Origin of the sequence: Cohnella cellulosilytica, from assembly GCF_042431195.1 — a bacterium.
GTDB lineage: Bacteria > Bacillota > Bacilli > Paenibacillales > Paenibacillaceae > Cohnella > Cohnella cellulosilytica.
Window position 1 is genome coordinate 84,700 of sequence record NZ_JBHMDN010000079.1, and the last position, 12,444, is coordinate 97,143.

Annotated in this window: 13 protein-coding genes; 6 read left to right on the forward strand and 7 right to left on the reverse strand. The window is 53.6% G+C overall.

Features of this window, described 5'->3' with window-relative positions; translation table 11 throughout:
* Nucleotides 1-30 precede the first annotated feature (30 nt).
* Nucleotides 31-342 carry a rhodanese-like domain-containing protein gene (locus tag ACFFT4_RS33590; protein WP_378053959.1) on the forward strand — a complete coding sequence of 104 codons (312 nt, stop codon included), beginning with the start codon at nucleotides 31-33 and terminating at the stop codon, nucleotides 340-342.
* Between the two features lie 100 nt (nucleotides 343-442).
* On the opposite strand, the gene ACFFT4_RS33595 is transcribed toward ACFFT4_RS33590, so the two are convergent.
* On the reverse strand, nucleotides 443-973 hold the full coding sequence (locus ACFFT4_RS33595; RefSeq protein ID WP_378053961.1) for a shikimate kinase: 531 nt from the start codon (nucleotides 971-973) through the stop codon (nucleotides 443-445).
* A 152-nt stretch (nucleotides 974-1,125) separates the two neighbouring features.
* On the opposite strand from ACFFT4_RS33595, the gene ACFFT4_RS33600 reads away from it, so the two are divergent.
* The gene (locus ACFFT4_RS33600) at nucleotides 1,126-1,419 is read left to right on the forward strand and encodes a hypothetical protein (RefSeq protein ID WP_378053963.1); all 294 of its coding nucleotides are present in this window, start codon (nucleotides 1,126-1,128) and stop codon (nucleotides 1,417-1,419) included.
* Here the strand turns inward: ACFFT4_RS33600 and gnd are convergent.
* Entirely contained in the window at nucleotides 1,416-2,831 is a 1,416-nt protein-coding gene (gene gnd / locus ACFFT4_RS33605; RefSeq protein ID WP_378053965.1) for an NADP-dependent phosphogluconate dehydrogenase, read from the reverse strand. The two genes, ACFFT4_RS33600 and gnd, sit on opposite strands and share 4 nt — an antisense overlap.
* A 178-nt stretch (nucleotides 2,832-3,009) precedes the next feature.
* Here gnd and ACFFT4_RS33610 point away from each other — a divergent pair, with 178 nt between their 5' ends.
* Nucleotides 3,010-3,540, forward strand: a complete 531-nt coding sequence (locus tag ACFFT4_RS33610; RefSeq protein WP_378053967.1) for a YceI family protein — start codon at nucleotides 3,010-3,012, stop codon at nucleotides 3,538-3,540.
* Between the two features lie 112 nt (nucleotides 3,541-3,652).
* Here ACFFT4_RS33610 and ACFFT4_RS33615 read toward each other — a convergent pair whose 3' ends face one another.
* Nucleotides 3,653-4,252: a YkzI domain-containing protein gene (locus tag ACFFT4_RS33615; RefSeq protein WP_378053969.1), complete on the reverse strand. Its 600-nt coding sequence runs from the start codon at nucleotides 4,250-4,252 to the stop codon at nucleotides 3,653-3,655.
* 284 nt (nucleotides 4,253-4,536) lie between these two features.
* Between ACFFT4_RS33615 and ACFFT4_RS33620 the strand changes: the two genes are divergently transcribed.
* Nucleotides 4,537-5,073 (forward strand): hypothetical protein, encoded by a 537-nt coding sequence (locus ACFFT4_RS33620; protein ID WP_378053971.1) that lies wholly within the window; start codon nucleotides 4,537-4,539, stop codon nucleotides 5,071-5,073.
* 458 nt (nucleotides 5,074-5,531) lie between these two features.
* Here the strand turns inward: ACFFT4_RS33620 and ACFFT4_RS33625 are convergent, their stop codons facing one another.
* Nucleotides 5,532-6,077 (reverse strand): tyrosine-type recombinase/integrase, encoded by a 546-nt coding sequence (locus ACFFT4_RS33625; RefSeq protein WP_378053973.1) that lies wholly within the window; start codon nucleotides 6,075-6,077, stop codon nucleotides 5,532-5,534.
* 528 nt (nucleotides 6,078-6,605) lie between these two features.
* Here ACFFT4_RS33625 and ACFFT4_RS33635 point away from each other — a divergent pair.
* On the forward strand, nucleotides 6,606-7,226 hold the full coding sequence (locus ACFFT4_RS33635; protein ID WP_378053975.1) for a YdcF family protein: 621 nt from the start codon (nucleotides 6,606-6,608) through the stop codon (nucleotides 7,224-7,226).
* Between the two features lie 1,188 nt (nucleotides 7,227-8,414).
* Here ACFFT4_RS33635 and ACFFT4_RS33640 read toward each other — a convergent pair.
* Nucleotides 8,415-9,131, reverse strand: a complete 717-nt coding sequence (locus tag ACFFT4_RS33640) for a DUF8817 family protein (RefSeq protein WP_378053977.1) — start codon at nucleotides 9,129-9,131, stop codon at nucleotides 8,415-8,417.
* Nucleotides 9,132-9,299: 168 nt separating this feature from the next.
* On the opposite strand from ACFFT4_RS33640, the gene ACFFT4_RS33645 reads away from it, so the two are divergent.
* Complete coding sequence (locus tag ACFFT4_RS33645; RefSeq protein WP_378053979.1) at nucleotides 9,300-10,001, forward strand: MerR family transcriptional regulator; 702 nt, start codon at nucleotides 9,300-9,302, stop codon at nucleotides 9,999-10,001.
* A gap of 156 nt (nucleotides 10,002-10,157) precedes the next feature.
* Here ACFFT4_RS33645 and ACFFT4_RS33650 read toward each other — a convergent pair whose 3' ends face one another.
* The gene (locus tag ACFFT4_RS33650; protein ID WP_378053981.1) at nucleotides 10,158-11,315 is read right to left on the reverse strand and encodes an ABC transporter permease; all 1,158 of its coding nucleotides are present in this window, start codon (nucleotides 11,313-11,315) and stop codon (nucleotides 10,158-10,160) included.
* The gene (locus tag ACFFT4_RS33655) at nucleotides 11,312-12,442 is read right to left on the reverse strand and encodes an ABC transporter permease (protein WP_378053983.1); all 1,131 of its coding nucleotides are present in this window, start codon (nucleotides 12,440-12,442) and stop codon (nucleotides 11,312-11,314) included. Before ACFFT4_RS33655 ends, ACFFT4_RS33650 begins: the two co-directional genes overlap by 4 nt.
* Nucleotides 12,443-12,444 lie beyond the last annotated feature (2 nt).

Genomic DNA, 12,444 nt, shown 5'->3' on the forward strand with positions numbered 1-12,444 from the left:
CTATACTACTTGAAGGAAAGGCTGATTCCGATGAGTCATTACGGCACGATATCCGTAGAGGAACTGAAGGCCCGGCTGGACGCCGGAGAAACGCCTCATATGATCGACGTACGCGAGGAGGAAGAGGTCACGCAGGGCATGATTGCCGGCGCGCTGCACCTTCCGCTCGGCCAAGTGCCGCAGCAGCTCGAGGCGATCCCGAAGCACGGCGAGGTCATCCTCGTCTGCCGAAGCGGCGCGCGCAGCGACAGAGCGTGCCAGTATCTCGCTTCGCTCGGCTACGAGGGCGTCACCAACCTCGTCGGAGGCATGCTGGCCTGGAACGAGCTGAACCAGGCGTAACCCGGCTAACGTCGCCCTCGGAACCGCCGGCACGGCGCAGAAGCGCCAGCCTCTCCGAATCTCCATCCAGGAGAGGCCCCCGGGCGGCCGCGGGGCGCGGCTACAGCCAGCCCTCCGGCAGCCCTTGCAGCAGCGCCTCCGCGACTTCCTCGGGCGATTTGGCCGACGTATCCACCTTCGCGTGCGCGAAGTCGTAAGCCTGCCGTCTCGTTGCGAGCAGCTGCGTGACGCGGGCTTCGGCGTCGCCCTCCAGCAGCGGCCTGGAGCCCGCCGCGGCGTTCACCCGGCGGATCAGGCTCGCCTTGTCCGCCGTCAACGCGACGACCCAGCCCCGCTCCAGCATGCGCTTCCGGTTGATTTCGCGCAGCACGGCGCCCCCTCCGGTCGCGACGATTTTCCGTTCCCCGTCCAGCGCTTCCCGTACCGCTTCGCTCTCCCAATCCCGGAAAGCCGCCTCTCCGTCCTCGGAGAAGATTTGCGGAATCGTTTTGCCCGCCATTCTGACGATCTCTTCGTCCGTGTCGAGGCTTCCCCAGGAAAGACGCTCGGCCAGCAAACGGCTGACCGTCGATTTACCGGTTCCCATAAAGCCGACAAGAATAATGTTGCGGCCGTATTTGCTACCGCTCACTTCGCGTTCCCCATCCCTTATAAAATACTTCTCCAAGCTTTATTTTTAAGTTATAACCATCATAGCATATCGATTCCAAGGTATAAAACGACGAGTTTTTCCGTAAGTTTGATAGTGTACAATCCTTCGCGCAAAGTAAAGGTGATGCTTCCGTGAACAATTACCGGCCGAAGCCGCCGTTCGAGCAGCCTCTCCGCCGTCTTCTCGATCCTTCATATCCGCTGTGCCGCGAGGACGTCCTGTGGGCGCTCGGCTTTATCAAGAAAAAAGTGGCCGATAGAGCTCCCGAATGGTCGGGGCTCGATCGGCCACAGCTGCTTGCCCGTTTCGCCTGTTTCGCGGACATGGCCTTGCTGCTGCTCCATCGGCGCAGTCCCAGCAGTGAGGAAACCGACTGCTTCCGCACGATGCTGGGCGAGCTGCTGCCGCGCGAACAAGAGCGTTAGGATTGAATCCAGTTGTGGTGGAAAGTGCCTTCCTTGTCCACCCGCTTAAACGTATGCGCGCCGAAATAATCGCGCTGCGCCTGCAGCAGGTTGGCCGGCAGACGCTCGGAACGATAGCTGTCGTAATACGCGATCGCGCTGGCGAACGAAGGAACCGGAACGCCGTAAGCGACCGCCGTCGTGACGACCTCGCGCCATGCGTCCTGATACGATTCGACGACGCCTTTGAAGTACTCGTCCAGCAGCAGGTTGCGCAGCTGCGGGTCGCGGTCGTAGGCGTCTTTGATGTTTTGCAGGAAGCGCGCGCGGATGATGCAGCCGCCGCGGAAAATCATCGCGATATCCCCGTAGCGCAGGTTCCAGCCGTACTCCTCGGAAGCGGCGCGCATTTGCGCGAAGCCTTGCGCGTAGGAGCAGATTTTGCTGGCGAACAACGCCTTGCGCACGCTCTCGATGAACGCCGCCTTGTCGCCTTGGAACGGCTTCGTTTGCGGTCCTTTGAGCACTTTGCTCGCGGCGACGCGCTCTTCCTTCATCGCGGACAGGAAGCGGGAGAACACCGATTCCGTAATGATCGACAGCGGCACGCCGAGGTCGAGCGCGCTCTGGCTCGTCCACTTGCCGGTGCCCTTCTGTCCCGCCGCGTCGAGGATCACGTCGACCATCGGCTTGCCGGTCTCGGCGTCCTTCTGCGCGAAAATATCGGTCGTGATCTCGATCAGGTAGCTGTCCAGCTCGCCCTTGTTCCACTCGGCAAAAATTTCGTGCAGCTCGTCCGTGGAGACGCCAAGCACGTCCTTCAGCAGTTGGTAAGCTTCGCAGATCAGCTGCATGTCGCCGTACTCGATGCCGTTATGCACCATTTTGACGTAATGTCCGGCGCCGTCCGGTCCGATGTACGTGCAGCACGGATCTCCGTTCACCTTCGCGGAGATGCCGGTCAGAATCGGCTCGACGAGACGGTAGGCTTCTTCCGGTCCGCCCGGCATAATGGACGGGCCTTTCAGCGCGCCTTCCTCGCCGCCGGATACGCCGGTGCCGATGAAGTGGAACCCCTTCGCGGTCAATTCCTTGCTGCGGCGCTGGGTGTCCGGGAAGTAGGCGTTGCCGCCGTCGATAATGATATCGCCTTGATCCAGATGAGGCACGAGGGAGTCGATCGTCGCATCGGTGCCCGCGCCGGCTTGAACCATGATCAAAATTTTACGGGGCTTCTCCAGCGAGTTCACGAACTCTTCGACAGAGTAAGCGCCGACAAGCCGTTTGCCTTGTCCTTCCGTGTTCAGCAGATCGTCGGTCTTCTCCTTCGAGCGGTTGTATACCGCGACGGTAAATCCGCGGCTCTCGATGTTGAGGGCCAGATTGCGCCCCATGACGGCCAGGCCGACGACGCCAATGTTAGCTTTCGACATGATTTTCTTCATCCTTTAGCGCAAAATTTTCACAATAAGGTTATTGTACTCTTTTTGCCCGGAGATGAAAACCATCATTTGCTTTCCCGTCCGGCGGATTCCGCGGTAAAAAAGTTCTTGATTTTTTCACATACTTATTATTTAATAGTTAATATAAATTATAAAGGATGTGTTGATTATGGCGGCAAGCACCTGGAATTTGGATAAATCCCACAGCGGCATTACCTTCAGCGTTCGGCATATGATGATTACGAATGTACGCGGCAGCTTTAACGACTTCGATGCCACCGTATCCGCCGATCCGGCCGATCTGGCGAGCCTCGACGCCTCGCTCACGATTGACGTGAACAGCATCGACACGAAGGACGAAGGCCGCGACGGCCACCTGAAATCCCCGGACTTCTTCAATGCCGAGCAGTTCCCGCAAATCGCGTTCAAGAAGACGGCGCTCGTCTCCAAGGGCGGAGAGGACTACGCGCTGACCGGCGATCTGACGATTGCGGGCGTGACGAAGTCCGTGACGCTGAACACCGAAATTTCCGGTCCGGCCAAAGACCCTTGGGGCAACACGAAGTTCGGCGTCGTCGCGGACGGCACGATCAGCCGCTCCGACTTCGGCTTGTCCTGGAACGCCGCGCTCGAGACGGGCGGATTCCTCGTCGGCGACGCGATCAAGGTCCATATCGAGCTCGAGTTCGCCCAAGCCTGATCCTTCGGGCCGCAGCGCAGCGCAACCGGCACACAAAAAGCGGAGCCTTCGTCTTCCGGGATGAGGCTCCGCTTTTCAATATATGGAGGAGAAATAGCGAAAAATGACGGCGCTACAGCTCAAGCTGGAGCATTTCCGTTCTCATGGCCTGCAGCTTTTCCTTGCTTGCTTCCGCGGCTTCCTGCCATCCGTTCTGGACCGCCTCGTGCAGCACGGCCAGCTCGTAATCGATTTCAAGCCGCAGAACGCCCGCTCGCAGCTCGGCTCTGTTCGACCTGAACGCCTGAACCATATCCTCCACCGTTACCTGCGGCCTTTTCTGAAAAATAATGCGATGTTCCATGCCGGACACCTCCACGAGTCGGATAATTTCGCCGAACATGATGTTCTCGATTCTAAGCACCTGGCGATCGTGAATTCTCTTGACGACGGCGTGACCGCGAGAGTCGTTAATCAGCTTCTCGATCCACGACGCCAGCTTCTCGTCTCTGATCAGGTAATTTCCCACCATTTTGTAACGGCCCATCGTTCTCAGAAATCTCAGCTTCAGCAGCTTGCGTCCCGTTCGCACCGACACGACAAAATGATGCTCGCTCTCGTTCCAGTACAAGGAGTAGCCGTCCTGGATCAACTCGCGGATCATATTCTGAATTTGCCTGCGGTCGAAGCGAAGCTCCAAATTGCAGTATTCCACTTCGTGACTGCGGTTCACGGCCTCCCCCTCCTCCTGCCTTGTTCGCGCGGCTTGAGATGTTGACCGAATTGTCAGAATATTGTGTCTTGACTCTATCTTATACTCCATCTTATGATCTGGCAACTTGGTTTCTTGACTATTTTCGGCTCGAACAACTGTTTAAATTTGGAGGCGAGGGTACCAGAACTGAGAGGCAGCTTCGGACGCGGGCTTGGACGCTTGGAGCAGTCGGTGCAGAATGGGCTGACGAGGGGATCGGAGGGGCGTTCTGTCAACAGCTTGCAAACATGAGGTTGAGGAAAGTGGTTGCAGGAACCCACGGAGCCAGCCACAGTTGGGCGGTTGGGTCAGGTGGTGCTTGGACGCTAAGAGGCTATGTTTATTCTTCAGACTCTGAAGCCTCCGGAAATACCTTTCCGCTTCTTCCGGAGGCTACTCGTCGTCATCGTCTTCCGGCGGTCGGTTTTGTCCGGTTGCCCTGCTGTGTCGAAAAGACACCAACGTTTTGTCAGTTGCAGGTGTACAAGCTCCATCCGCAGTTCCAGTTCTTTGTTGTGGACGGGTGTCAAAACATCTTCCGCAGTCAACAGATCGATCTTATCGCCGTGTCTGTACAATTGCCCCAAGATGCCCGATACACACGCTTCGCAAGCCTCTATCTTTTGGAACAACCGCGTTTCCTCTTCCTCAAGCCGGGAATACTCCGCGAACAGTTCCTCCCTCGTCCGTTCTTCGGTCAATTCAGCCACCCCTTTACCACGAAAAAAACGCCAGCCATTACCCAACACGTGGGCGTGGCTGACGTTCTATTCGTTCAGTTGTTTTCCTGCTTCTTTTAGTAAAACATGCCCAAAATCTGGTTGTCAATCACCTGTGGGCAGAGGAACGGAGCGGACAAACGGGAGGGTTCCGAGTCATACCGCAGGGATACCTGTCACGAGGCAAGAAGGGTCAGAAAGCAGGTCGAGGAATCCGTCGCGTCAGTCTCTTCTACCGCTGTTTGTCGTACCAAACACCTGTCGCGACGATCTCTCCCGCGTGGACAAAAGCGGTTGCTGTTGCAGAAACGGCGGCGACGTTTTGACGGTAACGCTTGTGTTGTCGAGTACAGCCATCAAATCAATCGACATTCGGCCTCTCCTTCCCATGTATGAAGTAGCAGGGGGACACGACCGAAAAAGCGACTTTTCGAAAGCTTCCCGAACACAGGTTCAAGAATTCCGATTATTATGGTTCTGCAATAGGTTGGCAGGGAGTGTGTTCCGTCGTGTTGGTCTGGCTCCGGCGGTTGCTCCGGTTACACGCCGACGAGCGGACTGCTTTGTGCGTGTTGCTTTTGCAAGTCGCGTTGGTTCAACTGAACGTACTTCCGAACTGCCTTTTCGCCGTGCAGACGGATTCGTTCATAGGCTTGGTTGTACGTCAGAGGCTTGCCGTTGTTCAGGAGGAACACGGTGGAAGGGTTCCGACTGGTGAACTGCTTCTGATTCTCTTCTATCAGTACGGCGAGAAGCTCGGCAGTACACTTGCCGATAGGTACGGGACGTGACTTGCCGTTCTTGGCAACGCTGGCGCGGACGGTGATTGTTTTGTCGGTTAGGTTCAAGTCGTCCACGGTCAGATTCAACGTCTCATTGATCCGCAGCCCGGTGTCGAAAAGCACGGTGAGCAACACATAGTCACGGAAGCCTGTGTACTCCCGTTGGTTGGGTGCGGCAAGCAGTTGTAGCACCTGCTCCTTCTCAAGCGCCGATGGTGTCCTCTGCAACCCTCTGGAGCTTGATACGGGCAGCAAGGTCGGGTTTGCAGGTAGCCCTCTTCGTGGAGGAACCGGAGGAAACACTTGAGCGTCCGGGTACGGATGTTCACGGTCGCGGGAGACAAGCCTTTGGCGGTGTTGTGGCTTTGCAGTGTTGGATGTCCGTTGTACAGCGTTTGTTCGGTCAGCATGTATCCGATGTACTGGCGAACGTCGTCAGAAGTCATTTCTTCAAGTTTAAGCGTCGGGTACTGCTCGACCAACCAACGTTGCAGGTAGCGGTAGTGGCATTTGTGGTCGTTCAGCGTCCGGGGCTTCAAGCCTTCGGTTTCCTTTGCTCGGAGAAACAGAGTGAAGTAATAATCAAGCGGATGGTACAAAGTGAACACAGCGGAAGTCAACCGTTCGCGTGTTGCTGTTGCTGTGGACATATGAATCTCCCCCCTTCAAAATGGATGCAAAAAAGCCGCTAAAGCTACAGCGGCAGGTGAATAAAATGTTTATAGTGATTATAAGGTTTAAGAATTCAAGCGGACAAGGTATGTACGGATTCCCATCATGGGTCTTTATGGTAAAATATTCTTGAAAGTAACAATGCGAAGAGGTGAGAAGATGCTTATTTCTGAGATGAATCCAGATGTCATGACAAGGGATCAAATCACAAAGGTTGTCTTCGGTAATAAATACGAAATAGACGATGGAACCCAAAATGGGGATTGTATTTTCGTTTTTGGTGGTACATATATCGACCGCGTAGAAAAAGCTGTCGAGTTATATAAAAACGGGCGTGCCCCTTATATCTTGTTTACAGGAGGGGATAAATGGGGGCAAAGGAATCCACCTGAAGCCGTCTTTTTGCGCGACGAAGCAATAAAACGGGGTGTATCAAACGAAGCAATCCTTGTGGAGCAAATTTCAAATCACACAAAAGAGAATATCATGGCTTCTCTCATAATACTTGATCGGGCAATCGGGTTAGAGAAAATAAACCGTATGCTTCTGGTGAGTTCACCTGGACATATGCGAAGATGTCTACTAATGCTTAAGACGTTTATGCCTCCTTGGTATGAATATGTGTGGTGTCCAGACAACCGTGCCCTCGGTCAATCTCATAACTGGTGGACTGGTGCCGAACAAGAGAGAAGAGTGAACGATGAACTCAGAAAAATAATTGGTGGAGTTAAAGGAAAGTATTTTGTTGATGATGATATTAGCTTTGAGGATGAGCTATAAAATGGGATCGCGTATTAGGTATTATCGCATTTCGTCTCTGCTCGCCGACGAGCTTCGGATCGTGAATAAAGACGAGTTCCTGTTTGGAGGGGTTGCACCTGACGTTCATTACTATATGAACATACATAAGGACATCACCCACTTTGTCGACAGAGATGAAAACGGAAAAGGGCACGTAAACTATATGCGTTTTTATGACAAATACAAAGAATTAATGAACAAGCCACTCCATCTAGGTTACTTGTGCCATTTGATATCTGATGATCTTTGATCTACTGGTACACACTTCCAAATTGTTAATAATATATCAAAAGAAGAAAGGAAAGAAACATTACAAAAAGTTACAGAGATTTTTGGAGGCTTAACGGTAGGATAATAGGGATATACTCACTTACGCAATTCAATTATTCCGTACCACAGGATTTACGGATTAGTGAGATAAAGGTTGAATCTTTTCCTGATTTATTTGATTGGATTCATAAAGATTTTTCTTTTGAAGAAAACGTATCAAGGGAACAGTTGGAGTTGTTTAATAATTACAATAGCCAGATAATAGACTATATTTACAAATCAGTAAAGAAAAGTTTAAAATTCATTTCTCAACATGTTTCGTTAAGTTAACAAGGAATGATAATTCAATAGAGTTTGGGCTGCAAACAACAATCAACAGGTTGCAAACAACACAACAACCCAGCCCATCCTCCTCCGGGTGCTACCTTGCTTCACTTGGCCTTTTGTCGGCGATCCATTCGGCTTGACCCGGCCACAGGTGGATGACTTGCCCCGGCTCAAACCGGATTGCCGCTCAAGCCCCGTCCTCTACGGGCTTCTTGCTCCACAAGTCCTCCCAAGCGTAGCCAAGGGAAGTCGTTGCACATGGGCGCTGGCATACTCTCCGAGGCATTCCCGCCGCGCTGATCAGAACCCCCATCTGTCGGCCTCGGAACCCTCCGAGCATATAGGTTCACGTGCAGTCTTATCGGCAGACGCATAAGCGTGTCCGCTCCCGATCGGCGCGTCGTCGCCGTGCAGGATTCTTCGCTTTCTCCATCCCTGCAAAGTGTAGTAGGCTATGCCTAACTGCTCAGCGGCTTTCTTTGGTCCAATCTCACTCGTCCCCTCGTCAGCTTTCATTTTATTTCATACGAGGGGGTTTTTCGACTGCATTTTTATCGTACACTCCAATTTTTATTCACCGCTTATAATCTCGTTATACTGTTGCGAGATTTTATTCCAATCTGGATTTTCAGTGGTGTAAAAGTTAATTAACTTGTTTAGCTTATCATTAATGCTTTGGTTCACTGCTTTATCTCGTTGCAAATGAACATCCAAAGCAACCAGTAATATTTTTGCTAGATCCAAATCTCTTGCGTTTATCGAACATACGTCTGCAGGAAAGAATTTAACCAACATATTGAACGCTGAACTGCTGTCCTCTTTTGAGTACAATAAATCGTAGAGGATTTCGAAATTTTTGGCATACTCCACGCTCTCGATGGTTCTATAAAAAGCAGGAACGGCAAGGTTGGCATTCGGTGTTCCGATGTAAAGAGTATTTCCGCCTATATCGGTCATTACAAATCTTCGATCCTCTACTAAATGTTTCAATTTTGATATTCGCGGTATGCCGGAACGAGGGATTTTCCCGATGTGTCGTTTCAATCCAGTAGTGAAATCCTCATATACCTGGTTTACATCGTCAACTTCGATATAGCACATCTGGGGATTTTCATTAGGCAATATTCTTTTGGTTCCATAAAAGTGCAGCTCAAGCGAACCATAACTTACAACTGCATATGAATGTGGTCGAGTGTAGACCTGGATGGTTTTGAAACCCAAGCTCTCATAAAAGGACACCTGTTCCTTTATAGATTGACACGGGAAAATCGGTTTGATTCTAATCATTACTAGCCACCTCATCTTTCGTGAATTTAGCTTACACACCAAGCGTATCATATTAATGCAAATGATAAGGTTTGTTGAAATATATTGATGTGTTACAATGTCTGAAAGACATAAACCCGTCATATACTTTAATTATAAATTATAGGATTGAAAAATAAGGAGGTTGAGATGAAAGGGATTGAGATAGCAAAAAAATTAAATATAAGCACGAGCGCATTAAGGCACTATGAAGCTTGGGGACTTGTTCCTTACGTCGAGAGAGCGGCAAATGGCTATCGCATTTATACAAAGGAACATGAGGCTTACTTCCAATGTATACGTGCGATGTATGCTGGTTTTGGAATGGATTTGATTCGAGAGGTGATGCCGCGCATCATTCGCGGGGAAGAGCTTGATGCCTTATGGCTAATTAATAAGGCGCAAGTAAACCTGCATGCAGAAAAAGAAACCGTACAAAGAACGGTCGACATGCTTGATTTGAAAGAGCTGAACGATCTGCCGAAGTACCGCAATAAAAACTCGTTTACGATTGGTGAGGTAGCTGCCGAAGCGAACGTATCTGCTTCCGCGATTCGACATTGGGAGAATGAAGGGTTAATCCATCCTGAGCGTCAACAAGTGAGTGGATTCCGTATCTATAGCTCTTCAGATATTCGCAAAGTGCTCATCATTCGAACTGTTCAAAGAGTAGTGTATTCCTTGGATACAGTCCGTGAGGTATTATCGGAGCTTGATAAACATAATGTTGCGCAGGCTAAAGAAATTGCTCTTAAATCTCTTCAATACATTGACAATGCATTGGTTGAACAAGTGCGAGGTATCTCGTATTTGCAAAATCTTTTAGACATTGTGTCAAAAAAAGAACGATAATATAAGTGTGCAATCATTGGGTGGCTTGCAAACAACATAGGTTCGTGGGGAAATGGGTTGGTTTCTTGACTATTTTCCTTCCTATTTTTGAAAAGAAACGAGCCGCCCGGCGCATCGGCGCAGGCGGCTCGTCGGGAAAATCACTTGCCGGCCGCTTCAACGGGCGGCGGGGCGCAGTACGTAGGAGCCAAAAGCGAGCAGTACCGCGGCGAACAGAACCAGGATGCCGAGCCGGAGGCCGAGCGCGGGCAGCGAAGCTCCGGAGGACGCTTGCTCCAGCGCGGCGATCGCCCACCGCTGCGGCGTGAAATTCGCCAGCTTCCGCATGAAGTCCGGCATCATCGCGACCGGCCAGAAGCAGCCGCCGAGCATGCAGGTCGGAATGACGACCATATTGTTGATGCTGCCCAGCATCGCGGTGTTCTTGACGAGCGCGGCCGCCGCGGCGGACAGACCGACCGCCGCAAGCAGGAAGCATTCCATGATCGCGACGAGCTCGCCGAACGGCACGCCCAGGTCGAAGCCGACGACGTAGCGCGTCACCACGAGAATAAGCACAAGCTGCAAGCTTCCGAGCAGGAAGCTGCCGAGGAAGTTGCCCAGGGCGATCTCCCCAGCCCGGACCGGCGCGGCGAACATTCTGGCCATCGTCCGGCGGTCGCGATCCTCGACCACTCCGTGAATGGACTGATTCGCCAATATCATCACAAACAACAGCATAAGTCCGATGACGAGCACGTACGCATTATCCGCCTTATGGACAAGCTGCTCCCGCTCGACGCGCAGCCCCCCGGCCGTCTGGCGCTCCAGCAGCGCGCGGGCAAGCCGCTCCCGATTTCCCGGCCGCTCCTCCGCGGAGGCGGCCAGCGCAATGGAGCCGGCCAGCCGATCCGTCGTCTCCGACAGCGTCAAACCCAGCGAAACGTTCCATAGCTTTTCGTTTTTGCGAATGAGCTGAACCGCCGTCTCCTCGCCGGCCAGCAGCTTCGCCGTGAAGCCGGGAGGGATATAGACGAGCGCCCCCCATTCTCCGTCGTACACGCTGCTTTTCAACCGCTCCAGATCGCTTGCGGCCGCATCCTGCTCCAACAGGCTGTAGGTTTCGCCGGAACGAATCGCCGCCGCGACCTGCTCGCTCAGCCAGCCGCCGTCCGCGTTCAGCAGCGCCACGGGAATGCGTTCGCCGGACGTTCGGCCGAACTGGCCGACGATAAGCGAGATGACCAGAATCGGCAGCAGAACGACGACGAGCAGCCCTTTGCGGTTGCCCAGCGCCCTGCGAAGATGGAGTTTGGCTATCGTCAGACTGTTCATGCCAACGCCACCGCCTTTCGGAATCTTAACATTGCCGCAGCCACGATCGCCGCGGCGATCGCGCCGAGAACGAACGCTTCCCGCCAGCCTTCGCCGAGCGTGCCGCCCGACATCAGCAGGCGAAGCACCTCGTTGGCCCAATGATTAATCGTAAACTTGCCCAACTCGCGCATGCCGGAGCCGAGATCGGCGATCATCCCGCCGCTGACGAAGGTCATCCCCGTAATGGCAAGGCTGAAGATCGATTCGATCGCCCTGCGGCTGCGGACGAAGGAGCATACGACAATCGCAAAGCCGATCGCCGCCGCCGACACAAGTCCGCAGACGAGCGCGATCGCGCCGTAGCTTCCTCCCCAATCGACGCCGTACACCGTCTTCGTGAAGCCCACGATCACGGTCGCCTGCAGGCAAGCGAACAGGGCGGAGCCCATCAGTTTTCCGAACAGCAGGACGTTTAAGCTCACCGGCATCGAGTAAAGCCGCAGAAGCGTCCCCTTCTCCCGCTCGTCGGTCAGGCCGACGGCCGCCGACATGCCGGAATAGAGCAGAAACATAATCAGATAAGCGACGGAATAATACTGCACGGCCGAAAAGTTGCTGTAATCGGTGTTGTTCCGGGCCACCAGCGTGCCGATTTGCACCCGCTCGGACGCCGGGACACCGGCCAGACTTTGCTCGACCGCTTCTCCGGAAAGCCCAGGGATCGCCTCTGCCGCCGCGATGCGCACATTCGCGTTCGCCACGAAACGATCCAGGACGGATTCGGCGATCAGGTTGCGCTCGCTGAATTGTCCGGGGTAATAACGCACGCCGTCTTCGGTCAGCCCGAAACCGAAATCCGCCTTGCCCGAACGCACGTCCTCGCGCACCTCCTCTTCGCTGCCGCGGCTCTGCGTCTCGACGTAACCCGCGACGGCCGGAGAGGCCAGATAGCGTTCCGCCGCGTCGCCGAGCGGACCGCCGCCTTCGACGGCCACGGACATGCCGACGGGCTCGAGGTCGCTCTCCAAGGCGTTGCCCAGCAGGAAGATGATCAGCAGCGGCAGCGCCAGCAGCATCAAGACGACGGTGCGGACGCGGCACAGACGGACGACCTCGTTCCAGGCCACTTCCAGGGATAATCTCATAC